Below are 24,911 nucleotides of genomic sequence, written 5' to 3'. Positions count from 1 at the left end.
AACAATTTAATGGCACGTCACATATTCACGGAAAAAGATAAGCAATTCATTGGGGACAATTATCTGAAAATGAGCAGTAGGCAACTTGGCAAGGCCCTGGACTGCAGCAGGGGCGTGATACAGCGTTACATGAGGGAGAACGACCTCGAGGTCCCGCCCGGAATCGTGGAGCAGTTCCGAAGAAATGCCCTGAAGGGCAGGACATCTTTTACGGAGGAACAGACCCAATTTATCATGGACAATTATCTTACAATGCCGATAAAGACTATGGGGTCCATCATAGGAAAAAGTTATACAGGTGTTGCCAAACGCCTGGAACAATTGAACCTTTCCATTCCCAGGGAGATAATCGAACAGCGTAAAAATGAAAGTCGATTTAAAAAAGGCCGGACTCCGGAGAACAAAGGAAAAAAACAAGCCGACTTTATGAGTCCTGAAGCTATTGAAAGGACTAAAGCGACCAGATTTCAAAAAGGACATGTGCCCCACAATTACGTCAACGGGGAGCACTTGTCCCGGGACGGATATATCATCATGTCCATCGGCGGTGGCAAGCAGGTATTAAAGCACAGGTATCTATGGGAACAGATCAATGGGAAAGTTCCCGATGGGCATTGTTTGGTTTCCTTGGACGGATCCAGGACGAATACCGATCCCAGTAATTGGACCCTGATCACAAGAGAGGAAAACATGCTCCGGAATTCGAAACACGAATTTCCAAAAGAGGCCGTACGCACCATGGCCCTTATCAGCAAGGTCAAAAAATCAATATCTAAAATAGAAAGTTAACTTTATGGAAAACAAAGAAAAAATTAAGGTCGAAGAACTTATTGGAAAGTTCGTAAAGTATGAAGGGCTTGTCTACAAGGTCATAAAGACGAAAGATCTGAGCGGTAAAAAAGTGATCAGTACGGACAGAAGGACCTTCGTGTTGGATGATATCGAATTAAAGGACTTCATTGAAGGCTTGGAGGTGGTCGATGACCCTAAAGTTAAAAAAGCGTTTGTGCCCGCATTAGAACCGCAACCAAACAAACCCATCGTGCCACAAAAAGTAGCTACTCCTGAAATGCTAGTGAATGACCCGATGCCTTATCGGAAAATAGAGGATTCCCTTTTGTCCATGCTCGAAAAGGTCGAGGAAGATCCCAATTATATACCCCGGGCGAAATCGGTATGCGATATTGCAAATACCCTGGTAAATGTTGAAAGGACGAAAATGCAATTGCTAAAATTATCAAGGGAAGTATGATTACGGAAACCTGCAAGGATTCACGGGTCCCTTTACGTTAAATTTATGGAATAAATTTAAATCGACTAAAACATGGAAAAGTTATCCGATCAGATCATAATCAGATCTGCGCTCACAATTTACATCAACCACATGGAAGGTATCCCGAAGGATCAGCACAGTCCTTTTACCAAACCATCCATAAAGCGGGCAAAATCGTTGCTCGACAAGGAAATCACCTATAGCAGCATAGGATCTAATATCGCCATATCCCGGGACGGTCTGCCCTTGAGATATTTACACGATGTCCGCATAGGACAGGTATACCTCGCAGAGGGCAAACAATACGAGGTAATGGACATTTGTGCCACCAATGTGGCCTCCAGGGATTCCTTTGTCACCGGTGTCGTGATGAAGGGGCCTGAAGGGATATTCGAGACCAATGTCCGGAATATCATAGAATCGAAAGATTACGAACTTATCAAAATCCCATCATCCAATGTCAGAGAAACCAAAAAGAAAGAAAAACCCCAAGATAGTGGAGCGGAATGAGCGTATAAGGGCACGCTTCAATGAGCTTTATGAAAAACAGAGTATGAGGTCCGACCGCGCCCTCGAGCTTCTGGAGGACGAATTCCTTCCCTTGACGAAAAAGACGCTCTGGTTGATAATTTCCCGAACCGGGGTCTACAAGGATTATTAGGAGATACCGGGGATGACAAATGGACTATCGTCGTCCCCGTTTTCTTCGATGCCCTGAGAGTTCCTCACCACGTTCGTGACCAGTTCGGCGTCCGGCTCCAACAGTTCGAAGTTCCTTGAGCTGGCCGCGCTATCGTCCACCAACTGCATCTGATATTCGAAGAGCCCCACGATAAGATTGGCATGGTCGAGATCGTCCTCATCGGCCACTTTGGTAAGGCCCGTAAAATGGGTCCCGGAAAACCCCTCCAGGGCGACATGCACCGCCTCGTCGAACTCAAAGTATGCGAGTGCCTTCTCCTGGTTGATACTGCCCGTATGGCTATCTGCATAGTTTTCGTAGACCGTACGGATCCGCAGCCTTTTTTCACCTTTCAGAACCCCTTTTCCCAGGTTCTCATAATTGCCGAAACCAAAGCTCACGAAGACCGCGGGCCTTGGAAAGATAAAGTTTGCCGGATCCTCCAGCTGCCCCCGGTCCTTATCGACCCATTTTATGGCGGGTACCGTAGTTTTGAGATGTTCGGTTACCTCCAGATATGTAGTTCCCTTTACGCTCATATTATTCCAATGTTTTAAGTTCCTTTACCAATAGTCTTTTTATCGATACCTCCAGGGCCTTGCTATTGCCGATATATTGTCGCTGTGGTATCTCTATATGCGTTTTTTTCGTAAGAGCCATTCCTTTGTACATATCGTTGCCCGTCTCGATGTACATGGCCCAGAATTTTCGGCGCATCTTTGGGGTTATCTTTATCTTTCCCCCTTCGTTGTGTATCCGGGCATATTTGATGTTCTTGGGCACTCCGATCGTTATCTTGGTCCCGTTGATGCGCAGTATCTTGATGTTCCTGCGCAGCCTACCGGATCGTACCAGGGTCTTTCCCCCTTTTCGTTTGTCGCCGCTCTCCTTCCATCTCCTGAAGGGGCGGTCCACGAAACCTCCGCGCCTAAAGTTCCTTTTGAAAAAATTGACCGCTTTTATTCCCGCCTTGCGCGGCAGCGTCCTTTTCAGCTTTAGGAACTTCCTTCTTAGCTCGTCGAGCTCTTGCGCGTTGTTATCAGCCATTTGCCCGTAGTTCTAGATCGGCGATCAGTTCCAGGAACACGCGCTCGAGCTGTTTCTTGACATCCGACGGGGAGCCTGTGATATTGGTGGTCTGGATGGTCAGGTTCTGCACCATACTCTGGATATTGAAAGTGGTATGCTTGTTTGCAGGTCCACCTGAGCCGGCCACTGATCCGCCACCGGTCGGAGCTGCCCTGGGCGTGCTTTTCGGATCCGTTCCCAAAGGACCGCCCGTGCCCCCAAGGAACTTGGAGTTTGCCGTCCCCGGTGCAAGGCCCTTCAATATCCCGTCAAGGGCATTGGGGGCGTTCTGGTTCTTTTGCGCCTGCCTGACCCCTTCGAAATAGGCATCGGACGATTTTTTCCCGACCCCTTTCATGTCCTTTATGAATGCGTCTCCCGTTTTTCTGGAGAACAGCTTATCGGCCGCTTCTTTTCCGGCCTTGAATGCTTCTTCCCATTCGCCGCTGAAGAAAAGTTTTATGGCCCGTGCGATCCCGGTAATGCTCTGGAGCATCTCCTTGAACCTATCGACAACGGCGGTCTTCAGGGCCTCACCAAAGCCTTTGATGGCTTCCCAGGCGGCCATGATGCCCCCGCGGAACCATCCCACTTTTTGCCAGGCATAGGTCACCGCTCCCACTAGGGCCACGATGGCCAGCACGACGAGCCCTATCGGGTTGGCGTACATGGCGACGTTCACGGCCCACCATCCGGCCGCCACTCCCGCCAGTACCGGTAGGGATGGCCCCAGGAAATCGATCACGCCCGCGAGGCCGGTCGCAAGGATCTCGGTAACCACCGCAAGTCCCCTGATCCCCGTTGCCAGGGAATCGATGATGCCACTTGTGCCCCCCATTTTTCCGCCCAAACGTCCAAGGGCATCGAATATGGGGGAGATCGATATCAAAAGATCGTAGAAGGCACCCTTTAGCGGTTCCAGTTTAGGGAGCAGCTTTTCGATGTGCCCCAGGATCTTCCCGATGCCCAGCTGTGCACCGATCAGCATCGGACGAAGGAAGTCGGCCGTACTCCTCTTAAAGCTTATGATGGCATTGTTCTGCTTGTTTATGGCCGCTTGCATACTGTTGGCCGCTTTCTCGAGCCCGCCGGAAAATTCCTTTTTGAGCTGTGCGGCGAACTTCGGTAAAAAGTCGTTGGCGTACAGTTTGCCCTGGTCCAGCATTTTGTTGAGCTCGACCTGTGTCACGCCCATAGCTTTTGCAGCGATATTGAAGGCCCCCGGTATCCGTTCGCCCAATTGTCCCCTGAGCTCTTCCGCCTGGACCTTGCCCTTGGAGGCTATCTGGCCGAATGCCAGCAGCGCCCCATTGAGATTATCGGCAGATAGGTTCATGGTGGTAGCCGCTATGGAAACGCCCTCGAATATATCCCTTGCCCCTTGGCCCTCCAGGATAGTGCCCTTGAGCGAACCGGTGATCGTCTGGAAGCCCCTATAGGATGCCTCCAGGTCAGTATTGAGGAGGTTTACGGTGTCCCTGACGAACTGTAGGTTCTTTGCCCCCTCTTTTCCGGAGGCGAACTCTATGGCGTTCTCAAAGCCCTCAAAGCGTGCGGCAACGTTGGTGATCTCCTTTGCGAATGCGATGGCCTGCCCGGTCAGGAACACGGCAGCGACCACCCTTGCCGCCCTTTTGGCAGATCGAGAGAGACCGTCAAAGCTCTTCTTTCCCTGGCGTCCCATTTTTCTAAACTTACGGGTAACCTTTCCCACTGCGTTGTCCAGGCCCTTGGTATAGCCCCTGGCCTTTTTTATCGTACTTCCAAATGTCCTGTCCGCAAGGTCCAATGCGTATTTCAATCCCCTCATTTTGTATCCCTATAGATTAACAATCCCTTTCTGCTCTCCTCCAGGTCCCGGACCTCTTCGACCGAAACGACCTGCGCTGCGTCCACGCGTGAAAATTCTACCCTGACCACAATGTTCGCATCACTGTACACCTTGATATATACATATACCATCTTCCCGGCATCCTCCATCCAATAGACCTCCATTGGTTTTCCGATCACATCGGGAAGGGCATTGGCCAGGTTATCCTCCAGAGATCCCAACAGGACCCCGTTGACGAACTTTGGCAGGCCATCGTTATCCAAGATGGCCACCATGCCGTTGGCATCGATCGAATCCTCCCATTCAAACGCCCTTTGAGGGGCATTTGAACGCCCTTTGAGAACCTTTGGGAGCCCGAAATCGGCATATCCGAAATTAAGCGTATCCAATGGTACCCCGGACACCCTTTTAAGGTACCCCTGCGATGCTGAGAATACCTGTCCGGAATCCCCCCAATTTACATCGTGGCCGCTCTTGCGCTGCGCCTCCCATGCTTCGGGATCGTTGGCTATGGCACCGCGAAGGTCGAGCACTTCGTCGTCGTCCACCAGGTCGATCACGTCCTCGGCGTCCGATCGGCATTTCCAATGGTTGGGCGGGAGGAACCTCCAGGTCTCCGGATTGTCCTTACGGAACACTTTTCCGTCCAGGCTACGGCATATGTTCGTCGTTGTATCGTCCAGGACGGCCACGAGCCTCCAGTAAGGGGCCACATCGATATCCCTGATCATTTCCTGGTACCGCTGGCCCATTTCGCCCACAAGTACGGCCTGATCGTACTCGGTGCGAAGCCATCGGCGGTTATAGTTCGGGAATACCTTCAGGGCACGGTCGCGGAACTTTTCGAAGCTGTCCACGTCGGGATCCCTAAGGATCTCGTTCAGTTGGAAGATCTCCGCCGTCGTTTTGTCCATCCCGAACCGGTGGACGTTGGCCCTCATCATGGATGCCATCCTGTGGTCGTCGCCCTTGAAATCGGTCCCGATATCGGTAAGGCCGGACATGAGCCCCTGGAGCAATCTCCCGTGCGACCTTTCGAATTCACGAAAGTTCCAGTTTACGTCCCCGTTGTAGATCTCCCTTAAAAGGCGCTCTTCATGATCGGAGAGCATGGCCCTTACGTTATGATCGATGATGCGGTAATCCGCCGGGTGCGCCCCACAGCTATGGCCATGGGGCACATTAAAATTTTCGATCCGGTCTTGGGTGCCTCCATCATTGCCTCCGGGCGGTCGCTCGGGTTCTACCAGGCGAACGTCGAGCTCGGATTCTATCTGCTCCGGATCCACGTTATATCCCAATTTCTTTACCCCCTGAAATATCTCCAGCCTTTCCCTGGGCGTGGACACCACGTTCTCATCGTAGTCGATGTGATCGCCCTCTATAAAGGGGTAGCCCCTCTGTGTGAGCTTTGGCAAAATGATATCGTTCCATGTATCAAGGTTGAACTGCTCATCGTCCAGGGTGATCTGATCCTGGTTGCTCTCTATAAGGGCCCCGGCCTTTGCCCGAGATCCCGAATCCTTTGCCGTCTCAAAATGGCCATCGAAGAGTGTGGCCAGTTCTTCGTTGCAGGCCTTACGCTTCTCGTTGAACACGTTGTAGGCATCCTGGGTCGAAGTTTCCTTGATGTCGAGCTCGGTGCCCTCCGGAAATCGTGCGTATGCCGCGCTTCCCAGATCCTTTAGCCATTTGTCGATCTCCTTTAGTACCCTTTTGTCCTGACTGGCGACCTTGGCGATGCGCATCGGGATCCCGAAACGCTCCTCGAACTCGTCCCAGTTCTGCCAAGAATGTTTTTTGAAGATATATAACGGTGCCGCCCTGTCCAATAGCCCAAGGGTATGGGTATGGTTCACGAATATGGTCCATGGTTCGGTCGGTCCCTGATCGAAACGGGTACCGCTCTTGTCCTCCGGGCTCCTGAGCACTTCACAGGTCTCGGGAACGATATGGTCCCGTAATACCATATCCACGGATTTGATGAAACCGTCGTCGTCCAGATCCTTGAAATACGAGAGGGTGAAACCGTAGTATATGGACTCGATATTATACTTGGACTGCTTCCTTGTCCAGCCCTTTTTCATGAGCTTGCTCTTTTCGGTATCGATATCTCCGTCTGCATTCTTGACGACCAGTTTTTTATTGCTGACCCTGAGCTTACGTGTCTCGGCGCGCCCGAAAATAAATGCGTCCTTCATTATCTCTTTGTAGAGATCCATGAGCCTTTTTCGTCTTGGTTCTTCCGGAAGCTCTGCCAGATATGTGGCCGTGCGCCATTCCGCGATCTCTTTGCGGTACATATAATGCTGTGAACGTATGGCCTCGACCATCTTTATCACTGCATTGTTCACCTGTCTCTTTCTGGACCTGGCCTCCGGCGAGAAGTAATCCAGGACATCGTTTATCAAGTTATTTCCCATGATCAATATCTAAAGCTTGTTTTATCATTGCTACCGCCCTGGAACTCGAAACTTCCGGGATCTTCCTCTCCTTCCGGAATTTCGGGCTGTGGAAGGTTAGGGGTTATCTTGCCATCGGCCACTTTTTTGAGCCATGCCATGGCATTATCGTACCTATCCTTGCGTATCTCCGGGATATCCGAGGGCGTAATATTGGAGTGCATGTGGTACACGGCGATATCCACCATGTACATGACCACGAGCGCGTTCCTATCCCCTTCGACCTGTTCGGGATCGAACACCTTTGCCACATCGTATCGGGCGTTCAGGTAGGATTCCATTTCCTCCTGGGCGCTCATCTCGGCGCGCTCCAGTATGGTGTCGCCCCCATCGGTGAGGATGTTGGTGACCCATTGTCTTATCTGGACGGTATAGTCCTCCGGTCTTAAAAATGCCATATCAATATCTGTTTTCGCCGTGCTCGTGACGGCCTATGTTAACATCGTCCTCTCCGATCTCGGTAAGATCGAGGTGTTTGTCCAGGATGTGCCAGGCCCCCTCATCGGCATCCGGGGAATCATCCGGACCGGTGTATCCAGGCTCGATTCCCTTCAGCTGCAGGTTGCCCTCGATCATATCCGGATCATTGGCCTCCTCAATATTATAAAAGACATTTCCGGAAGAATATTCCGGTTCCATTCGGACCATTCTGGTATACTTGTTGGGCTTCGACCGGGTATCGGTAATAATGGAAAGGTTGTGCCCGGTTTCCCTGATCACCCTGCGTAGTGCCCTGGTTATCTCCTTGCTTATGAACTGCTTTTCCATATACCAGAGTATCCCAACGCCCAATGGCAGGCTTTTTTCTACCTTGACCATCCATCTAAATACATCCTCTAGTTCGCATCGCCGTACAAAACTTTTAAGGCACCAACGTTTAAAACCCTTTAGGGCCCAGACCCTTACGGCCTTTGTATCACTGGTCGGGGTATTCACAAATGAAGGGTCGAAGTACCCTACGATCACCTCGAACTGTGCCCAATGCGGGGTACGGCGCCAATTGAAATATTTGTTCTTGAATATATCCCCCTCTATCTCAGTTTTGTGGAAAAATTCCTGTGCCGCCAGAACCGGACCGGCTGCATCCATTTTTCGTTTAAGGTCCTGTAGGGTATACCTGCTCCAGGCGGGCCGTCCGTCCATGATCGCATAGATCTTGGAATGGAAGATCCCTTTTCTCTTTTTCATCCCCTTTTTGATATCCCCCACGATATTGGCCAGTATACTGTTGAAGTGTATCCGATTGCCGCCTACCGCCATACGACCTCCCTTTATGGCAAGGGCAAAGAAAAGGGCCCCAAAAATGTTCTTAACTACTTTTTTCACACGTTTCGGGTTCAATACGATCTCGTCGTCATCTATATCGTCTATGGCGGCATAGTTGGGCCTTTTTTCCCCTTTCCTGGCTCCCCTCGGCGACTGATTTCGGCCACACGCCATAAACCGTACGCCATCCTTCGTGGTAAAGTCACCATCCTCCCAGGATCCAAAATTGTACTGCTCCCCGAAATCATGGGCGAACAGTTCGTTGAACTGTAATTGTGCCTGTACGTCCGATAATAGGTTACAGGCATCGGTATTGTTCTTTCCCATCAGTATCATACCGTCCAGTTCGCCATGCGCGATAAGCCACATAGGTATGAATATATCGATGTGAACCGACTTGGCATGTTCCCTTGGCCATTCGGCAACCCCAAAGAAATTGGGATCGGCCAGGCAAGTGTTCGCAAATTCGATATGGAAGGGGGCACAATCATGATCCGCGTAGGTCGGAAAATAGGTCTTTACATAGAAATTATAGTCCTTGAGCGCCCTATTTATCCTTTTTTGTTTGGCCCTCTCATCTTCTTCGGGGGATACGGAAGACATCGACTGCACGTTCCTGCAGAATTCCAACCATTCGTCGTAGTCCCTCTTTACAATGCGCTGCGCCATTATCCCTCGTTCAATTTATGATCCACATATTTTCGCTGTAGATCGTTTATTGCCTTTGCCATTTCGGGATCCTCACCATAGGCCCACCCGGTAAAATCCTTGAACACGTTTATGATGCTGCTTATGGTGACCCTGCGGTCGCTCAATTTTTCAATGGAAGACGCTATCTTGGAGAGTTTGTCCGCATCGACCTGCCCCTCCAAGGATAGTTCGTATGCCCTTTGATATAGGTTCGTTATGATATTGTTGGCCGTTACGGTGCGGGCCTGCCTTAAAATTTCCCAATTTCCCGCATCCTTCCATTTTCCGATGGTCTTCTCCGTGACATGGACGATCTGGGCTATTTCCTTTTGGCTCTTTTCGGTGTTCATGAAGAGCTCCTCGGCCATTGCCCTTTTGTCCTTCAATGTCATTTTTCCTGCCATATATCGATGTATTGCTACGCAAATATGCGCACGCCGCGACCCATTTCCTAACAGTTTTGTTACGATATGTAAATTCTGATTTATACTTGTAAGAATAAATTACATTATGTAATTAAACTGTTTGTGTTTGATAAAAAACACTTACATATTTGTCATGAAATTAGGTCTTGACCTATAAAACCATCATCGAATGTCGGATAACATAAAGGAAGTTTTCAAAATCCGCAACGGCGTGGAAAGGCCGCTCATAATGATGACCGGATACATTGGGGGCTGGAAGGTCAACTCCGAATCGCTTTTCCGATCTATTAAGAAAATGGAAGAGGACGGTGTCGAGGATTGTGACATTTTTATAAACTCCGGAGGCGGATCTACCATCGATGGCATGACCATAGGCGAATACATGGAGGTAAGTCCCATAAAATTCCATGGGACGGTGACCGGTATGGCGGCATCGATGGCGGGCGTGATACTACAATCTTGCGACACCCGCTCATCGTACAAATATGCACGTATCATGACCCATAAGGTGACCGGCTATATCGGTGGCGAATCAGGACAGATACGCGCCTATGCCGATCTGGTGGACCAGGAAGAGGCCAAGATCGTCGATAAGTTCATCCAGCGCACGGGCAAGAAAAAAAAGGTGGTCCTGGGTTGGATGAAAAGTGGCATCAACCTCTGGTTCGATGCAAAAAAGGCAAAGGCGGCCAATCTGATCGATACCATCATAGATACCAGTAAGGCCCCTCCCAAAACCGTGGAGAACGCCTCCGAAGAGGAACTTGTAAATATGTTCGAAGGGGTATCGAACACCATTGCAGAGCAGCATACCAAGACCGGCAAAGTTCCTGCCCGAACAACGGAAGAAAATCAAAGCGATACATATATGAAGAATAGAATCCTTACCATGTTGGGAGCTGCATCATTGCAGAACGGCCTGACGGAGAATTCCAGTGACGACGCCGTTATGGCCGAACTGGAGAAGGTCTTTGCAAGCGCAAAGAACGAGACCGAGGCCGTAAAGGCGCTGGACGATTTCAAAAAGTCCCAGGCCACGGTGCTGGTGGAAGCGGCCCTTAAGGCCGGAAAGATAACCCCTGCCGAAAAAGATCAGACCATGGCGGATGCCGTGGAGAACTATGCCCTAGTGGCCAAATCCCTTGACAGGATGGCCGGAAAGGTAGATCCTACCAATGGCATCGTTGCGGATCCCAAAGACCCCAACGCCAAGGACACCCCTGAAATATTGAAGGGCCGTGAAACCTGGAACTATGATAAATGGCAAGATGAAGACCCCAATGGCCTTGCCAAGTTGCACGATGACCACATCGATGTATACAACGAACTTTTTAACAAAAAATTTAACCCACAAGCATAATGGCATCAAACGAGACCGGGGTATGGCTCAACAGATACGTCGCCCCACAATTATTGGAAGAATTCAGGAACTATGACGATGCTTTCATCAAACTTTTGGAACCCGCACCGCAGGCTGCGATCTCCGCAGATGGAATCCGTCGCAACAAGCTTATCAACAATGTGGAATTCCGTGTAAACAACACACAGGATTTCGTGGCCAGTAAAATGGGCACCGAGCGCAACATCACCACATGGGACAAGATGGACACGACCCCGACCGAGGTCGACGATGCGGAGATCAGGTCATTGAACTTTGACAAGCGCAGTGCCGTTCGTGTAAAACATTCCGAGAGCTGGAAGATCGGGGTACGCGATTATGCACTGACCAAATTGGCACCCGTACAGGATACCCCGGGAGCAATGCCCGTTTTGCGCACCACGGGGGCAGTAGTGAATCCGGGTACGCAGATGGCCAGGAGAAGGCTGACCTATGCGGACCTTATCCAGTTCTATGGCCTTGTAGAGGCGTTACCGGGATTAATGCCCCTATATAAAAATCTACAATTGTGCCATGAGCACCAACAGGACCTGATACTCGATAGGGCGAATACACAGAACTATCGCGATATCGTGATAAATCCGGCCACCGGAATGCTGGAGCGCTTCTATACGCTGAAATTGTGGCACAACCTTGCCAACGTAAAATATACGCCAGGAGGGGTGCTCAAGGCTTTCGATGCGGCCGCCGACGTGACCGATAAGAACGCTTCCACTTTCTTCTACTCCAAGAATACGGTGCACCACGTGAACCAGGTGAAGATATTCTACAAGCCCGAGACCCTGGATACGGAAGGTTCGGATCCGAAGAGCACCTTTAGGTTACAGACCTACGGGCTTACGGACAAGAAACAGGAATACGGTTTCGGGGCCATTGTTTCGGGGAACGAATAAAAAATAACAAGGACCGGCCCACTTATCGCAAGTGGCCGGTACCCTAAAGGGGGGATATGAAAAGACTTGCACTGGTAAACATAGCGCTCACGCAATACGGGATCACCGAAATCAGGGGACAACAGGACAATCCCGAGATCCTAAAATATTTCAATGTGATCGGTTTTGACGGTTCCCAGCTGAAGGACGAAACCGCATGGTGCTCGGCCTTCATGAACTGGGTCGCCCTTGAGGCCGGATGCCAGCACACCGGAAAGCTGAATGCACGGAGCTGGCTGGATGTCGGGGAGCGCGTGGCCGAACCAAAGATCGGGGACGTTGCCATCCTCTGGAGGGAGAGCCCCCAAAGCTGGAAGGGCCATGTGGGCATCTTCATCTCAGAAGATGAAAATAACATCCACATCCTCGGTGGCAACCAGTCGAACCAGGTGAACATCAGGACATATCCAAAACGGAGGCTCCTGGAGTTTAGGCGCATTTAGGTCGGCACAATGAAAAGAACTGAAATTTTAATACTCATCGGTCTCATAATGACCATCGGGGCCATAAAAGAAATCCTTCGATATGAAAAAACTAATGATCCTGCTCCTATTGATATCCCTATCGGGATGCGGCGGGGCAAAACTATTACCAAAGGAGTCGAACACCAGGACAACGGTGAAAGATTCGGTCTGGACCCAGAGACAGGTCATCGATACGGTGGTCGTGGCCCGGGAACGGGATACGGTCGGACTGATGGAACTTTTGGACAAACTCTCGGAGCGCCCCGTGATCCGAAGGTCAGGCTCGGCCACCCTGACCCTTCAAAGGAAGGGGGACAGCATCAGCGCGACCTGCGAGTGCAAGGAGCTAAAGGCCGCGGTACAGATCTACAAGGATATCATAAACCGGATGACCGAGCGCAACACGGAGACCGAGATAACCAATACCCTGGAGAGGAACAGGATGCCCGGATGGGCAAAGCCTTTCCTATGGCTTGGAATTGCAGTGGCCACGGGGGCATTTGGACTTGCAATATTTTACATAATCATCCGTAGAAGACGGAAATAAAAATCATATACATGAAAGAACTTGAAAAATTGGCCTTGAACTATTTTAAGGCGCATCCCGGAAAAGATATGGTCTGCGTGAGTCCGGACGGGCAATTGTTCCTGAACGAGGATTCGGCCAAAAACCACAAAAAGGAAAGGGGGCTCAAGGAGGACCCCGTCACTTTTTTTCGTAACGGCGCTCCCTTGGACAAAAATGGTGACGATCTGGTCATCGCGCTGGAGGCTGCTAATCACGAGATCCTGGAAAAGGATAAGATCATCGGGATGGTCGAGAAGATACTTGAAGGCGGGGAACACGGCATAACCGTGGACACGGAGACCCCCAAGTCAATTGCCGGAGCGATCCTTTTATGGGACGACTATAAAAAAGCAAAGGAAGAATTGGAAGCGCACATGGAGGCCATTACCGAAAAGTCCAACGAGATCGAGGGGCTGAACGCAAAGTTGACGGCGGAGACAGCGTCCCTTAAAGATGTCACGGAGCAGCTGAAGGCCGAAACTTCGGCACACCAGGAAGCCAAGAGCCTATTGGCGGCGCTGGAGGACCAAGTTAAACCAAAACCCAAGAAATAATGGCCAGACCCGGATTGACCATAGAGAAAGGGAACGGCGGCCTGGGAAGAAGGCAGCCTTCACAACGTATGATAAGCGGGGCGGTAATGCAGGCCGTCGCTACGCCCAAGATGACACTCGGGGAAATATATGAACTAAGGGGCACCGCCGATGCGAACGCCCTGGAGCTAAACGCGGAATATGATAGCTCCAATAAGGTGCTGGTCCATCACCATATAGAGCGCTTCTTCCTCAGGAACCCATCGGGCACGCTGCATTTCATGCCAGTGGCCCAGAACGTGGCCATGGCCGATATCGTGGACAAGGACCAGGAATACCTGGAAAAACTTCTAAGGACCAAGGCCGGGGAAATAAGACAGGCCATGGTGGCCCTGAATCCCGATGCGACATATGTTCCAACGATCGAGGACGGGCTGGATTCAGATGTCCTGGCGGCGATACCGGTGGCGCAACAGTTGGCGGACCATGAGTTCTCCAAGGACCGTTTCGCACATATCTTCCTGGAAGGGCGAAGTCTGACGGGCACGACCAGCGCGCTGCGCGACCTTCGCGATCTTGCAGCGGATGCCGCCGACGTTTCAGTTGTCATCGCCGCGGACAACGATATTAGTGCCAGTGACCCAAGGTATGCCGGATATGCCGCGATCGGCGATGTGCTCGGACTTGTAAGCTCGGCATTTGTAGGGCAGAACGCGGGAGAGCTCACGCAAGGGTTCAACCTTACCGATGTCGCGGAAACGGCCTTTATTTCGGCCGGGCTATCATCGGGAAACCCGATCGATAGCTATAACGATACGGATCTTGACGCCCTTAACGAAAAAGGGTACATTTTCGCCACATCCGTTTCCGGGATTGCCGGTTACTTTTTGGTCGATATGCACACCTGTAGCGATATCGAAGGGGATTATGCATATGTTGAGAACGTAAGGACGATAAACGAAATGATACGGGCCGCTCGGGCCGCCCTCCTGCCCCGCGTAAAGGGAAGGCTCTTTGTAGATCCCGATAGCGGTAAGTTGGCCCCGAACACGATAAAGGAAATGGAAGCGTCCACGATAGCCTCACAGGACCAATTGGTGGCCGATGGCGACCTGTCCGGAGGGGTGGAATGTTACATCGACCCCGATCAGAACGTGCTGTCGACCTCTCGGCTGGAAGTATCCCTCTCCGCTGTGCCCGTGGCCATCGGACGCCAGATCAATCTTAAAATAGGTTTCAATAACCCTTCAAATACGTAAAGACATGCCGATACTCATAAACCACAAATACAGGAATTACACGAATGTGCACGTGGACCTTTTGGGCGTAAGCGCCGAGGGCCATGTAAAAGCGGTCAACTATTCCACCGAGGACAGTATCGATCCGGTAAAGGTCATGGGCACCAAAAAGGCGGTGGGATATACGCAAGGTGACGAGGTGAACGAAGGGAGCATAACCTTTACCTCGGAGTTCCTGGATCAACTGCAGCGCAAACTGCCGCCGGGAAAGACCATAAAGGACATCCCTCCCTTCCCGATCTCTATCAGTTATGTGGACGATCTCGGTCTGCAGGTCTCCCATACCCTACAAGGATGTAAAATGAAAAAGGACGGACGCTCCGGCGAGAGCGGCAGTAACGATGCCCTGATGTTCGAAGTGCCCCTTTTCATCTTCAACATAAATTTTAACGCCTGATGGGACTACCTGAAAAAAGGGCCCTGGCCAAAGAAATGGGAATCAAGGTATCTCCAGGGGATACCATTAAACAATTGGATAAAAAGATAAAAGCTAAAACAATGGCAAAAGAAACACAAGAGGGCAATATTACGCCCGAACAGATCGCGGAATGGAAAAAGAAGCACGGTAAGGTGCACAAGCTTACGGTGGTCGTGAACAAGGACGATGAGGGAAAAGCCATCGACACCGCGATCGGTTATCTGAAGGAGCCCTCGCGCAACCACAAGGCCACGGCCATGTCCATGTACAGCCAGAACAAGGTCCTGGAATGCGGCGAGTTCCTTCGCAACAATTGCTGGCTCGGCGGTGATGAAAGGTTAAAGTCCTCCGGCAATATAGCCGATACGGCCGCCATACAGGCCAACGGTATCATCCAGTTCCTTGAAGGGGACCTGGGGGAGGCCTGAGCCTGCCCTTGAACAGGCTCCAGAACCAAGATCTGGTAAGGAAGATAACGGCATTGCTTTCCTACCATTTTAAGATACCCTTTCCCGAAGAACTCCCGGACGGTCTCTTTTGGGACAAATGGGAGCAGTTAAAATGGGCGCTCGAGTTCGAATCGAAACGGGCGTCCGCAAAAGAAGGTGAAACCATTGCAATTTAATTTCAACATAGAGCAATTATTCAAGGACCAGTTCGGCATCGCGCCGCTTCTGGGCAACAACAAGTTCTTTGACAGGTTCTCAAAAAAGAAGATCGACGTACAGGAGGATTCCCGGGACTACTATCTGACCAGTGGCCTGGGGATCCCCGTTTGGGACATTGTGGAGATCGAGCCCCTCATAGAGGACGGTACCGGAAAACGCTTTCCCGGGTACAGGTTTCCTGCAGAGATGACCGTTGAGGCGATACGGGCCAAAAAAGTGGTCGAGACCGATATCGTCGGTGCCGAGGGCACCGTGGAGGAGATCGTCAGTATGGACGATTGGCTGCTAACATTCAAGGGCTTTATCATTGGATACGGTGATGATGCCTATCCCGAGGAGCAGGTGGCCGAGCTCGTAAGAACCTGCGGCCTATTGCACAGCGCCAAACCCGTGATAAGCGAATTCCTGAACCTTTTGGGGATAGACCATATCAGCATACACGACCTTAGCCTTCCGCAATTGGCGGGATACAGCAACGTCCAGCCCTTCGAGATCACCGCAAAGAGCAAACGGCCTTTCATAATATTCATAGACGATGGTATTGAACTGTAGGATATCCATAGGACCGGTCGGGTTTCTTTCCATAGCGGAGGTAGAGATCGAGAGCAGCTGGCGCAATTTTACGGACAGGGCGAAGATCAAACTGCCCCGTGCCATGAGCTATTTGGACGATGGCCGTCCCAAAAAGATGACCGTTCCGATCCGGGAGCTCATAAAGACCGGCGACGCCGTCACCATCGAACTCGGTTACAATGGAAGTTACGTCTCCGAATTTACGGGGTACATATCACGCTCGCCCCGCCCTTCATTTCCTTACGAACTGGAGTGTGAGGACGAGATGTGGCAATTGAAACGGGAACGCGTCTCGATCAGTATGCCCAGGGCCACGATCAGGGAGATCCTGGAAGCGGTCGCGCCCGGTTACGAGATCGATTGCCCGGACGAGGTATATGGAAAGATATCGCTGAAGGACACCACGCCCTTAAAGGTTTTCGACCACCTAAGGAAGACCGCGGGCCTGTATACCTTTTTCAGGGGTTCCCGACTGGTGAGCGGACTGGTCCATTCGGATCCAAAGATAAGCGATACCGTGGCCAATTATGTTTTTGGAAAAAACATCATAAACGATAGGCTTCAATTCATTTCCGGTACCGATATAAGAACAATAATATACGCGACCGCCACCGCTCCCAATGGAGTGGTCACACGGGCATCCGTGGGCGAGACCGGGGGCAACGTAATAAGGCGAAATCTCCAGGGATCGTACACCAAGAAACAACTGGAGGCGCAATTGCTCCGGGAATATGAACAATTGAGGACGACCGGCGGCTATGACGGGGAGCTAATAAGTTTTGGATTTCCATATGTGGTACATGGCCAGACGGTGCGCATAAAGGACGATCTCTACGAGCAGCGGGACAGTGAACATTTCGTCGACGAGGTCGGTGTGACCTTCGGGCCCACGACCGGATATAGAAGGACGATGAGGATAAGCAGCGCAATATGAAGATAAGGGAGGTCATAGAAAAGATAGTAGAGGAAAAGATGGTAATGGCCGTCCAATTGGGGAGGGTCACGGAACTGTTCGAGGACCATTGCACCGTTACGGCGGACTATGATGATCGGGAATTTTTTGAGGTGCCCTTCAACGCGCTCTTGGAAAATGGCGAGGAACGCTTGGTGATACGGCCGGAGATCGACAGCAAGGTCGCCATCGGGGTACTGCCCAACGCGCAGGATGCCATATTGCTGCATATCAGCAGTGCTGCCGGCATCGTCTACCGCAAGGGTACCATGATTGCGGAACTCGATGAAAAAGGCCTGTTGCTGCAGCGCAACGATGAAGATCTAAAGACCGTGCTCGGCGATTATATAGACGAGGTCAATAAGATAGTGGTCGTCAACGGCACCACGATAGACAGGGTCGAGACCCTGGCCATCAAAGCCCGTTTGAACATGATTTTAAGATGACCTGAATGGCAATAAGCAAAGAACAGTTAAAAAATCTGATAAGGGGCGCATACGATGGGGAATCGGATAACGAAGTGGATCCGTCCGAAGCGCGTGAAAGGATAGCGGAAAAATTGGCGGATGCCATAGAGGCGTTCGTTACGGACAGGGATGTACGTGTTGTCGGGGTGCAGCCCGGCAGTGCTACGATAATAGGAAAGACACTTTGATATGGCGAACGATATTATGCTCGATGAAGACGGGGACCTGCTCATACGCAGCGGCGATCTGGTGATCGGTGACAATGAGGCCGTGCACGTGGAGGACCTTGTACATAGCTTCAAGGGCGAATGGAAGGAATTCCCACTTTTGGGTGCGGAGGCCGTTACAAGGATCAAACAGAGGGCAGGGCTCTCCAAATTAAAAAAGGATATAAGAACCCAGCTCCAGGAGGACGGATATGTAAACGTCCGGACAACCCTCCAGGGGAGCGATATAAATATAAATGCCGAAAGGCCATAATATGAAAGTCCTATCTAGACAGAGCTTATTGGATATGGTCCTGGGGACCAACGGGAACCTGGGGGCGATCGTGGAGATGGCCCTGGCCAACGATCTGTCCATCACGGACGAGCTCGTCGCTGGAAACCAACTGAGCCCTGTCACGACATCGGGGGACCAACAGGGCAACATCGATTTTTATAGGGCGTACAACGTCAGGCCGGCAACGGCCCTCACGGACGAAGAATCCGATATAGCGGACAATATAGATCCGTGCAACTATTGTAAATGTTTTACATAATGAAGCAAGCAATCAATATACTATTGGCTTACCTGACATGCGATGATCCCGTGATGATCACAAAATGGGAGAACCTGTTGGCATCTTTCTGGCACCTTGACCAGGGCAATATCGTGCGATCCATAGAAACGGATCCGGATACCGGTGAGATCGTTATCGTTACCATCGATGCGGCGGACACCGAGACCGAGACCAGGATCGCACAGTACAATGAGCCCGAAAGCTTTCCCATATCGAAGATACAGGACCTGGCCAACCAGTTGTCACAGAAAGTGGAGAAAACCCCCGGAAAGGGACTGAGTACGGAAGATTTCACCCAGACCCTCAAATTAAAGCTGGACAACCTTCAAAACTATGTACATCCCGCTTTCCACGAAATTGGCGAGATCAACGGTCTTTTGGATATCATAAACGGCCAGAACCAACAGATCTCCATCCTGACATCACAACTGACCGATCTGGGCAGCCAACAGTTTCGGATTTGGAACGGTTACCGGCTCTATAAGACTTCGGGAGGAGATCAGCCCTATCCGGAAACCGGGGACGAACTGCACGGGCGGGGCGCGTACCGGGACGGGGAGTACATCATAGCCGAAGTGTTGAACGATATCCCGCTCCTGGATGTGGATAACCCTGCCAACGATCAAGACTTAAATGAACCCATAATACAGAGCTTATGACAACGATCATCATCATAGTGACAATCGCCCTTTGTGGAATCGCATTGGTCTTTGATATGGCCAGACGAAAACAACGGGCAAGGATCTTGGAACTGGAGAAAAGGGTGGCCGATTTAATGGCCACCGCGCCAGTAGTCCATATAAACGAAAATGGGGAGGCGATCATAAGCCTTCCCCCATTGGAGAAATATAAAAGGTTCCGGCCCGAAATACACAATTTTAAACTTGAAAAAAAATGAAGAAGCTAATTTTTATAATTATCCTTTTAGGCAGTTTTTTAGGACATTCCCAAGTCTTCCACGGCTTTGTACGCCATGGAAAAAAAACCACCGCACAGCGTGATGCGATCGATGTGTCCGACACCTCAAAGGTGTATACACTCTACAATGTCGATACCGGTCGGGAGGAAATAAATGCCGGACTGGGATGGGTGGCACGGTTCTCCGGAAGTGGATCGGACAATTCGATATCGGAAGTCGATCAGACCATAGGCTCCAATAGGAACATTGGGATAAACAATGGTGCAGCGCTCAACTTCAACGACAACACCGGAAGCCCGATGTTCGCTCTTTTTGATTCCGGGGCAAGGCCATTGTTCCATAATGGCGTAAGGGTGTCCAGTACACCTGTTTTGGATAATGAGGCAGCCAGTAAAATCTACGTCGACAATTTAATGTCGGGAACCGGTGATTTGTTGGCCAATGGTACGGTACCGATGACAGGTGCCCTTGATTTGAACCTTCAGAACATTTTGAACGGGGGCACTGGAAGTTTTTCTCTTATGAATGCCAATCTCATGGCCGTTGGAAGCGGTACGGGAAACCCAAGGATAAGATTCCAGACTTCACCGGGATTTTACATCGACCTCGAAGGTACGGCTTCATCACTTTCATATGGATCGGTAGATCTATTAAGTCCCATATCCTCTAGTGTGATATCACAGCATACACCTGTTAACTACGCCAATACCACATCTGGAACAACCTTAACCGGTTCCCTTTCAGGTATAGATGAAGTATTGGGGAATCTCGGAAAATTGGTTTATACGAGTTCGTCGGGGAATAGGACTTTACTCCCCGGGGACATCATTTCAACGGCTTTCCCCAATAGAGGTAGAAGAGTTTCCATTATAGTGGAAGATAATTCAACGATCACTATTGATGATACGCTTCCTATTGGCGTACCTTTTGTTTTGGGCAGTGGGGATTTAGCGGAAAAACTTACCATAGAGTTTAGCGGGGCCATCGTATACGGTGAGGGCGTGGAACTTGTCAAGGCTACCGAGAGCGTAAACAAAATAACGGTCGAATCCGGTAGGACTATCGTTATATCAAAAGAGAGTTCGGGAAATTATAGGGCCGATGGTATGTGGGAAGTGTTTCGATCTGCTCTGGATCTTCCCTCCTTAATTGTTAAACAGACACCCGAAACGATCGATCCTACCGCTGTAAATGAAGGTGATGTTGTCAGTGTGTGGAACGATTCCCAAAGTGGTTTCAACGCAACTGCCACCACAACGACACGAGGTACGCTCCATATCGAAAATGGCGAGCGCCAAATATTATTTGATGGTGTAGATGATTTTTATACATATGGCAACGTGCCACAATTGGATTTTACCCCGGGTACGGATGAATTTACCATTGTCCTTAAAATCGGGCATGCCGTAAACACCACTAAAAACCAACAATTGATTTCAAAGGCCCAGCTGAACACCACAACATCGGGACAATATTCAATATCCTTGGTATCGAGCATACAAAGGTATTATGCTGGTGGACAACAATCTATCGAATCGGCTGTATTTGCACCCGGTGATGTAATCATAATGATCGTGCGGACAACGGGAATGGATGTTTACCGGAACGATGTCCAGATAGTTACAAATGGGGCGGTCGGAACGGTAACGACTTCCAACAATGTACTGTTAGGATCTAGGTTCGACGGGACCACCCACAACTTTGAGGGAAGTCTTAGCCATGTGGCCATATTCAATGCCGCAACCACGGCACAGGAAGCTTCTGCAATATATAATGAGATAAAATAATGAAAAGTATACTTATATTTCTGTTGTTGATCATTTTGCATTCCACTAATGCCCAAAGGGTCGTATGGGATAGTGGCGCGGCCTTTCCTTCACTAAAAGGTGAGGGTGCCGATAGGATAAGCGGCGGTAGTAATGGAGCTCTTTTTTTTATAACCACTTTGAGCAACCTAGAAGAAGCTACTTTTTATGCGGCGACCGATTCTACGGAAGCACACTATAAAGGTAGTATATCGGGCGCATTTCTTTTAAGGGGCCAGGGACTTGATATTATCCCCAGAGTATCCGGGAGCGTTTCTGGCATGGATATCAATATTACATTCGCAGACCAAGGGAATAAGACATATCACGGGCATTTGGCTCCGGAAGGGGGACTGGCCCATATAAACGGGAAAATCCAGATTGCCAATACTTCCAATATTATCATAAGATATCTTACCACAAGGAACGGTAACACCGCAACCTTGGAAATAGATGATCAGGTATCAATAAGTAGATCGGAGAGGATAGTATTAGATCATGTTTCTTTGGGTTGGTCCGGCGATGAATTGTTGAACATCTTCCCGGGCACGGTGGTCGATGTGATTTATTCAGATATCATCCTGCAGCACATATTGTTTGGACAAGCGCGATTTGGGCACAACACCGGGGCCATTCTTGGGGCTTCCACATCCGGGACGATAAGGGGCGAGACCATTTACAACATCCATAAGAGTTTTTTTGCAGCGGTCCAATCCAGGACACCGAACGTTGCCGGGAGGTTTGGTAGTTTGGGAAGGGTACATAACAACGTAGTCTATAATTGGGTAGGTAGGACGATAAATTTGTTCGAAGGGGCAAGGATAGACAATTTCGGATGTTGGTATCGCACGGGGCCCAGATCCATCACGTTGGCAAATTCAATGATCAATCAGGTACAGAATGAAAATGGGGATTTAAATAGGATTTTTAGCGCAGGGAACCATGTCGAGGGATTGTTGGAAGATCCTGATGTTGACAATAAAACCATATGGACCTACTTTGATGACACCAATACGACACAGGTTGCGGACAACCTATTTAGGTCTACCCCGGTTCCAATTTCGGATGTGGGGTATAGGTATGTTTCGGCATCTGAAGCATACGATAAGATCATCACCCAAAGGAACGTGGGTAACAATAGGTCTACAAGTGCCTTAGGGGTTCCGATAATCGCCCATGATGCCATAGACGCCCATTACTTTGATAGTTTTATATCCCGCACGGATTCTTGGCAAGATGAAGTGGATTGGATTCATCCGGTAAGGGCTTCCAATTCGTTTTACACGGATGACAACTGGAACGGTATTTATGATCTTTTTGAAGCGGAAAACAATATAGTCGTATCGACACAGGTAAAAGAACAGTATACGTGGCAAGGTGTCACCTATGTGAACAAGGCGGGATACAATGCCCGTGATGCATGGAGTATTATAATGGCCGGGCAGATTAAACCGACAGCCCCGAACACTAACGCAAGTGTGAAAAAAAGTAAGATTTGAGATATGAATAAATTGAGCGATAACCACGATTAATAATGTCAAATTAAATATTATGAGCATAAAAGATACAGTTAAAAGTACGGGAACTATATCAGAAAAAAGATGGATGCTGTTCTTTCGGATAGTGGGCGGTCTTATGTTTCTGGCAGGTATTTGGGAATCATTGGTAACGCTTTTTTGGATAGGGAAAGATGTAGTAGCGATGGATCCCTTTAAGCTGAAATTTGCGCTAGCGGGTTTTGTGCTTATTGCGGCAAATAAAAATCTTGGATCAATTGCCAATAATATAGGAGGAATGCTAACTAAACTCATTCGATAATATGTACAGAATCCATCTTCCATACGATTGTCTATCCAAAGGAATAGCCTATGCCCTATATTCTGGATTTGATTGGGTGGGACTTTTAGTGGGCATGATTGCAACCACGTCCTTCCTGACATCTATGTACCACAATCAAATTAAGAAGCACTACAACGGTTCCTGGGGTCAATATCTCAGAGAGGTGGTAATTGGTATTTGGGACAGGATCAGATCCTTATTTAAATGATTGTTTAAGATATTAAAAAATCTATGGAATCACCATCTATCCAACAGATCAAAAATAACATTTTAGCCGAAAAGGACAACTTTGAGTCCCTTAATGGCCTTGATAGTACGAGCAACGTCGCACTATACCGCTTATGGGCATTCGTCATTGCCACTGTCATGTACGTGTTATATGAATTCCTAAGGGTGTTCACCATTGAGATGGACCAACGGATAAGCGAACAAAAATTGTTCACGACGCTCTGGTTCCGTAGTATTGCCCTGGATTATAGACACGGCCATCCATTATTGGAGAACGGTATCAATTTCTACAACGATGAAGGGTATACCGCCGAGGAAATAGCAAACGCGATGATCGTTGCGCGATCGGCCGTCGTCGAGCTGGAGATCGATAATCGTAATATCCTTTTTATAAAGGTCGCCAAAGAGACCGATGGGGAACTGGAAAAATTGTCCGCTGAAGAGCTTCAAGGCTTACGGGAGTACTTTGAGAGGATAAAGCCTGCGGGCACTAAACTACAGTTGTTATCGGAGCGTGCGGACGACCTAAGGCTCACCATCGATTTTTATTATGATCCCCTCGTACTGACATCACAGGGCGTAAGGATCGATGGTACGAACAATACGCCCGTTCAGGATGCCATACGGGAATACCTAAAGAATCTAAGGTTCAACGGGGAATTCAATATTTCGCAGCTCGAGGGCATATTAAGGGCCTTGGAGGGATGCGCGAACCGTGACGCGTACGTGGAGGCGGCTGCGGCCAATTATCAGGTGCCGGAAAACTTTCAGTCCATAGATGATTTTTATATCGCCAATAGCGGTTATATGGGTATCAGTGACGACAACCTGACCATAAACTTCAGATCTCGCGGAACGTTATGAATTTCGATAGCATCTACAATATCAATTTCGATCGCCTTATTGTTCTGCTATTGCCGATGAGGAAGCGAAAGCCCAGGATAATCAATTTGTTGATGTGCCTCGCAAGTCCCATAAAGGAAATCCATTCCAGATTCGTCGGCTATAGGGAGACCGCCATTTATAGGGTTTCCCACACTGCCCAGGTGTTTTCCATGGAAAATGTAATTAACGACGCCTTTGACCGTACACAGCGCCGCATTTACATCCTGGACGGGGAATATGTCTATCCCGTCTATTTTTATGATCGTGCGATCAATAGACCGGTACGCTTCAGCGACAGGGCCAGTGCAGCGCCCATCAGGTTCAATGATAGATCGAGCCTGGAGAAGATAGAGGTCGATTTCAGTGTGGTCCTGCCATCTTCCCTCAGACTGGACGAGGCCGAGACCACGAGATTGCGAGCCCTCATAGATTTTTACAGATTACCGGACAAAACATATACCATAGCTTATGAATAGATATTTGGC

The 24,911-nt window shown here is 49.6% G+C and carries 29 protein-coding genes; 22 read left to right on the top strand and 7 right to left on the bottom strand.

Features of this window, described 5'->3' with window-relative positions; all coding sequences use genetic code 11:
* Nucleotides 1-9: 9 nt before the first annotated feature.
* From ACEXOE_RS14310 to ACEXOE_RS14300, 3 genes are all read left to right on the top strand, one after another.
* On the top strand, nt 10-789 hold the full coding sequence (locus ACEXOE_RS14310) for an HNH endonuclease signature motif containing protein (protein ID WP_394749499.1): 780 nt from the start codon (nt 10-12) through the stop codon (nt 787-789).
* A 4-nt stretch (nt 790-793) separates the two neighbouring features.
* Entirely contained in the window at nt 794-1,252 is a 459-nt protein-coding gene (locus tag ACEXOE_RS14305) for a hypothetical protein (RefSeq protein ID WP_394749498.1), read from the top strand.
* Nucleotides 1,253-1,324: 72 nt separating this feature from the next.
* The gene (locus ACEXOE_RS14300) at nt 1,325-1,783 is read left to right on the top strand and encodes a hypothetical protein (protein WP_394749497.1); all 459 of its coding nucleotides are present in this window, start codon (nt 1,325-1,327) and stop codon (nt 1,781-1,783) included.
* A gap of 147 nt (nt 1,784-1,930) precedes the next feature.
* On the opposite strand, the gene ACEXOE_RS14295 is transcribed toward ACEXOE_RS14300, so the two are convergent.
* The 7 genes from ACEXOE_RS14295 to ACEXOE_RS14265 are packed head-to-tail and all read right to left on the bottom strand — an operon-like array spanning nt 1,931 to nt 9,676.
* Nucleotides 1,931-2,494, bottom strand: coding sequence for a hypothetical protein (locus ACEXOE_RS14295; protein WP_394749496.1), 564 nt, complete (start codon nt 2,492-2,494; stop codon nt 1,931-1,933).
* 1 nt (nt 2,495) lies between these two features.
* Nucleotides 2,496-3,002, bottom strand: a complete 507-nt coding sequence (locus ACEXOE_RS14290; protein ID WP_394749495.1) for a phage virion morphogenesis protein — start codon at nt 3,000-3,002, stop codon at nt 2,496-2,498.
* Nucleotides 2,995-4,824 (bottom strand): tape measure protein, encoded by a 1,830-nt coding sequence (locus ACEXOE_RS14285; protein WP_394749494.1) that lies wholly within the window; start codon nt 4,822-4,824, stop codon nt 2,995-2,997. The genes ACEXOE_RS14290 and ACEXOE_RS14285 overlap by 8 nt, the downstream gene beginning before the upstream one ends.
* Nucleotides 4,825-4,829: 5 nt before the next feature.
* The gene (locus ACEXOE_RS14280) at nt 4,830-7,277 is read right to left on the bottom strand and encodes a phage portal protein family protein (protein WP_394749493.1); all 2,448 of its coding nucleotides are present in this window, start codon (nt 7,275-7,277) and stop codon (nt 4,830-4,832) included.
* 2 nt (nt 7,278-7,279) lie between these two features.
* Nucleotides 7,280-7,714: a DUF1320 domain-containing protein gene (locus tag ACEXOE_RS14275; protein WP_394749492.1), complete on the bottom strand. Its 435-nt coding sequence runs from the start codon at nt 7,712-7,714 to the stop codon at nt 7,280-7,282.
* A 1-nt stretch (nt 7,715) separates the two neighbouring features.
* Entirely contained in the window at nt 7,716-9,251 is a 1,536-nt protein-coding gene (locus ACEXOE_RS14270; protein ID WP_394749491.1) for a hypothetical protein, read from the bottom strand.
* Nucleotides 9,251-9,676 carry a hypothetical protein gene (locus ACEXOE_RS14265; RefSeq protein WP_394749490.1) on the bottom strand — a complete coding sequence of 142 codons (426 nt, stop codon included), beginning with the start codon at nt 9,674-9,676 and terminating at the stop codon, nt 9,251-9,253. The genes ACEXOE_RS14270 and ACEXOE_RS14265 overlap by 1 nt, the downstream gene beginning before the upstream one ends.
* A 250-nt stretch (nt 9,677-9,926) precedes the next feature.
* Between ACEXOE_RS14265 and ACEXOE_RS14260 the strand changes: the two genes are divergently transcribed.
* The 19 genes from ACEXOE_RS14260 to ACEXOE_RS14170 all read left to right on the top strand — a co-directional run bounded on the left by ACEXOE_RS14260 (nt 9,927) and on the right by ACEXOE_RS14170 (nt 24,902).
* A complete protein-coding gene (locus ACEXOE_RS14260) occupies nt 9,927-11,057 on the top strand; it encodes an ATP-dependent Clp protease proteolytic subunit (protein ID WP_394749489.1) in 1,131 nt (376 codons plus the stop codon).
* 242 nt (nt 11,058-11,299) lie between these two features.
* On the top strand, nt 11,300-11,989 hold the full coding sequence (locus tag ACEXOE_RS14255; protein ID WP_394749488.1) for a hypothetical protein: 690 nt from the start codon (nt 11,300-11,302) through the stop codon (nt 11,987-11,989).
* 56 nt (nt 11,990-12,045) lie between these two features.
* The gene (locus ACEXOE_RS14250; protein WP_394749487.1) at nt 12,046-12,471 is read left to right on the top strand and encodes a TIGR02594 family protein; all 426 of its coding nucleotides are present in this window, start codon (nt 12,046-12,048) and stop codon (nt 12,469-12,471) included.
* Between the two features lie 82 nt (nt 12,472-12,553).
* On the top strand, nt 12,554-13,039 hold the full coding sequence (locus ACEXOE_RS14245) for a hypothetical protein (protein ID WP_394749486.1): 486 nt from the start codon (nt 12,554-12,556) through the stop codon (nt 13,037-13,039).
* A gap of 11 nt (nt 13,040-13,050) precedes the next feature.
* Nucleotides 13,051-13,614 (top strand): hypothetical protein, encoded by a 564-nt coding sequence (locus ACEXOE_RS14240; protein WP_394749485.1) that lies wholly within the window; start codon nt 13,051-13,053, stop codon nt 13,612-13,614.
* Entirely contained in the window at nt 13,614-14,852 is a 1,239-nt protein-coding gene (locus tag ACEXOE_RS14235) for a DUF2586 family protein (RefSeq protein ID WP_394749484.1), read from the top strand. Before ACEXOE_RS14240 ends, ACEXOE_RS14235 begins: the two co-directional genes overlap by 1 nt.
* Nucleotides 14,853-14,856: 4 nt before the next feature.
* Entirely contained in the window at nt 14,857-15,288 is a 432-nt protein-coding gene (locus ACEXOE_RS14230; protein WP_394749483.1) for a hypothetical protein, read from the top strand.
* Nucleotides 15,288-15,737 (top strand): hypothetical protein, encoded by a 450-nt coding sequence (locus ACEXOE_RS14225; RefSeq protein WP_394749482.1) that lies wholly within the window; start codon nt 15,288-15,290, stop codon nt 15,735-15,737. The genes ACEXOE_RS14230 and ACEXOE_RS14225 overlap by 1 nt, the downstream gene beginning before the upstream one ends.
* A gap of 177 nt (nt 15,738-15,914) precedes the next feature.
* The gene (locus ACEXOE_RS14220) at nt 15,915-16,529 is read left to right on the top strand and encodes a DUF6046 domain-containing protein (protein ID WP_394749481.1); all 615 of its coding nucleotides are present in this window, start codon (nt 15,915-15,917) and stop codon (nt 16,527-16,529) included.
* Nucleotides 16,513-17,484, top strand: coding sequence for a hypothetical protein (locus ACEXOE_RS14215; RefSeq protein WP_394749480.1), 972 nt, complete (start codon nt 16,513-16,515; stop codon nt 17,482-17,484). The genes ACEXOE_RS14220 and ACEXOE_RS14215 overlap by 17 nt, the downstream gene beginning before the upstream one ends.
* Nucleotides 17,481-17,948 carry a hypothetical protein gene (locus ACEXOE_RS14210; RefSeq protein WP_394749479.1) on the top strand — a complete coding sequence of 156 codons (468 nt, stop codon included), beginning with the start codon at nt 17,481-17,483 and terminating at the stop codon, nt 17,946-17,948. Before ACEXOE_RS14215 ends, ACEXOE_RS14210 begins: the two co-directional genes overlap by 4 nt.
* Before the next feature lie 210 nt (nt 17,949-18,158).
* A complete protein-coding gene (locus ACEXOE_RS14205; RefSeq protein ID WP_394749478.1) occupies nt 18,159-18,449 on the top strand; it encodes a hypothetical protein in 291 nt (96 codons plus the stop codon).
* Nucleotides 18,450-18,728: 279 nt separating this feature from the next.
* Complete coding sequence (locus tag ACEXOE_RS14200; protein WP_394749477.1) at nt 18,729-19,409, top strand: hypothetical protein; 681 nt, start codon at nt 18,729-18,731, stop codon at nt 19,407-19,409.
* The gene (locus ACEXOE_RS14195; RefSeq protein WP_394749476.1) at nt 19,406-19,648 is read left to right on the top strand and encodes a hypothetical protein; all 243 of its coding nucleotides are present in this window, start codon (nt 19,406-19,408) and stop codon (nt 19,646-19,648) included. The genes ACEXOE_RS14200 and ACEXOE_RS14195 overlap by 4 nt, the downstream gene beginning before the upstream one ends.
* Nucleotides 19,645-21,456, top strand: a complete 1,812-nt coding sequence (locus ACEXOE_RS14190) for a hypothetical protein (RefSeq protein WP_394749475.1) — start codon at nt 19,645-19,647, stop codon at nt 21,454-21,456. The genes ACEXOE_RS14195 and ACEXOE_RS14190 overlap by 4 nt, the downstream gene beginning before the upstream one ends.
* Complete coding sequence (locus ACEXOE_RS14185; protein ID WP_394749474.1) at nt 21,456-22,973, top strand: hypothetical protein; 1,518 nt, start codon at nt 21,456-21,458, stop codon at nt 22,971-22,973. The genes ACEXOE_RS14190 and ACEXOE_RS14185 overlap by 1 nt, the downstream gene beginning before the upstream one ends.
* Before the next feature lie 52 nt (nt 22,974-23,025).
* Nucleotides 23,026-23,292: a hypothetical protein gene (locus ACEXOE_RS14180; protein ID WP_394749473.1), complete on the top strand. Its 267-nt coding sequence runs from the start codon at nt 23,026-23,028 to the stop codon at nt 23,290-23,292.
* Nucleotides 23,293-23,544: 252 nt separating this feature from the next.
* Nucleotides 23,545-24,405, top strand: coding sequence for a hypothetical protein (locus tag ACEXOE_RS14175; protein WP_394749472.1), 861 nt, complete (start codon nt 23,545-23,547; stop codon nt 24,403-24,405).
* Nucleotides 24,402-24,902 carry a hypothetical protein gene (locus ACEXOE_RS14170; RefSeq protein WP_394749471.1) on the top strand — a complete coding sequence of 167 codons (501 nt, stop codon included), beginning with the start codon at nt 24,402-24,404 and terminating at the stop codon, nt 24,900-24,902. Before ACEXOE_RS14175 ends, ACEXOE_RS14170 begins: the two co-directional genes overlap by 4 nt.
* Nucleotides 24,903-24,911 lie beyond the last annotated feature (9 nt).

The sequence above is a fragment of the Spongiimicrobium salis genome (assembly GCF_043678055.1).
In the GTDB taxonomy this organism is placed as follows: Bacteria; Bacteroidota; Bacteroidia; order Flavobacteriales; family Flavobacteriaceae; genus Spongiimicrobium; species Spongiimicrobium salis.
This window is presented reverse-complemented; position numbering and strand designations above follow the sequence as displayed.

Excerpts from the sequence above, each read along its gene's own strand:
- ACEXOE_RS14175 (WP_394749472.1), top strand. The coding sequence starts at position 23,545 with ATGGAATCACCATCTATCCAACAGATCAAAAATAACATTTTAGCCGAA.
- ACEXOE_RS14185 (WP_394749474.1), top strand. The coding sequence starts at position 21,456 with ATGAAAAGTATACTTATATTTCTGTTGTTGATCATTTTGCATTCCACT.
- ACEXOE_RS14195 (WP_394749476.1), top strand. The coding sequence starts at position 19,406 with ATGACAACGATCATCATCATAGTGACAATCGCCCTTTGTGGAATCGCA.
- ACEXOE_RS14290 (WP_394749495.1), bottom strand. The coding sequence starts at position 3,002 with ATGGCTGATAACAACGCGCAAGAGCTCGACGAGCTAAGAAGGAAGTTC.
- ACEXOE_RS14305 (WP_394749498.1), top strand. The coding sequence starts at position 794 with ATGGAAAACAAAGAAAAAATTAAGGTCGAAGAACTTATTGGAAAGTTC.
- ACEXOE_RS14270 (WP_394749491.1), bottom strand. The coding sequence starts at position 9,251 with ATGGCGCAGCGCATTGTAAAGAGGGACTACGACGAATGGTTGGAATTC.
- ACEXOE_RS14280 (WP_394749493.1), bottom strand. The coding sequence starts at position 7,277 with ATGGGAAATAACTTGATAAACGATGTCCTGGATTACTTCTCGCCGGAG.
- ACEXOE_RS14180 (WP_394749473.1), top strand. The coding sequence starts at position 23,026 with ATGAGCATAAAAGATACAGTTAAAAGTACGGGAACTATATCAGAAAAA.
- ACEXOE_RS14295 (WP_394749496.1), bottom strand. The coding sequence starts at position 2,494 with ATGAGCGTAAAGGGAACTACATATCTGGAGGTAACCGAACATCTCAAA.
- ACEXOE_RS14300 (WP_394749497.1), top strand. The coding sequence starts at position 1,325 with ATGGAAAAGTTATCCGATCAGATCATAATCAGATCTGCGCTCACAATT.
- ACEXOE_RS14215 (WP_394749480.1), top strand. The coding sequence starts at position 16,513 with ATGGTATTGAACTGTAGGATATCCATAGGACCGGTCGGGTTTCTTTCC.
- ACEXOE_RS14190 (WP_394749475.1), top strand. The coding sequence starts at position 19,645 with ATGAAGAAGCTAATTTTTATAATTATCCTTTTAGGCAGTTTTTTAGGA.
- ACEXOE_RS14245 (WP_394749486.1), top strand. The coding sequence starts at position 12,554 with ATGAAAAAACTAATGATCCTGCTCCTATTGATATCCCTATCGGGATGC.
- ACEXOE_RS14310 (WP_394749499.1), top strand. The coding sequence starts at position 10 with ATGGCACGTCACATATTCACGGAAAAAGATAAGCAATTCATTGGGGAC.
- ACEXOE_RS14210 (WP_394749479.1), top strand. The coding sequence starts at position 17,481 with ATGAAGATAAGGGAGGTCATAGAAAAGATAGTAGAGGAAAAGATGGTA.
- ACEXOE_RS14200 (WP_394749477.1), top strand. The coding sequence starts at position 18,729 with ATGAAGCAAGCAATCAATATACTATTGGCTTACCTGACATGCGATGAT.
- ACEXOE_RS14235 (WP_394749484.1), top strand. The coding sequence starts at position 13,614 with ATGGCCAGACCCGGATTGACCATAGAGAAAGGGAACGGCGGCCTGGGA.
- ACEXOE_RS14230 (WP_394749483.1), top strand. The coding sequence starts at position 14,857 with ATGCCGATACTCATAAACCACAAATACAGGAATTACACGAATGTGCAC.
- ACEXOE_RS14170 (WP_394749471.1), top strand. The coding sequence starts at position 24,402 with ATGAATTTCGATAGCATCTACAATATCAATTTCGATCGCCTTATTGTT.
- ACEXOE_RS14260 (WP_394749489.1), top strand. The coding sequence starts at position 9,927 with ATGATGACCGGATACATTGGGGGCTGGAAGGTCAACTCCGAATCGCTT.
- ACEXOE_RS14205 (WP_394749478.1), top strand. The coding sequence starts at position 18,159 with ATGGCGAACGATATTATGCTCGATGAAGACGGGGACCTGCTCATACGC.
- ACEXOE_RS14250 (WP_394749487.1), top strand. The coding sequence starts at position 12,046 with ATGAAAAGACTTGCACTGGTAAACATAGCGCTCACGCAATACGGGATC.
- ACEXOE_RS14265 (WP_394749490.1), bottom strand. The coding sequence starts at position 9,676 with ATGGCAGGAAAAATGACATTGAAGGACAAAAGGGCAATGGCCGAGGAG.
- ACEXOE_RS14225 (WP_394749482.1), top strand. The coding sequence starts at position 15,288 with ATGGGACTACCTGAAAAAAGGGCCCTGGCCAAAGAAATGGGAATCAAG.
- ACEXOE_RS14255 (WP_394749488.1), top strand. The coding sequence starts at position 11,300 with ATGGACACGACCCCGACCGAGGTCGACGATGCGGAGATCAGGTCATTG.
- ACEXOE_RS14275 (WP_394749492.1), bottom strand. The coding sequence starts at position 7,714 with ATGGCATTTTTAAGACCGGAGGACTATACCGTCCAGATAAGACAATGG.
- ACEXOE_RS14240 (WP_394749485.1), top strand. The coding sequence starts at position 13,051 with ATGAAAGAACTTGAAAAATTGGCCTTGAACTATTTTAAGGCGCATCCC.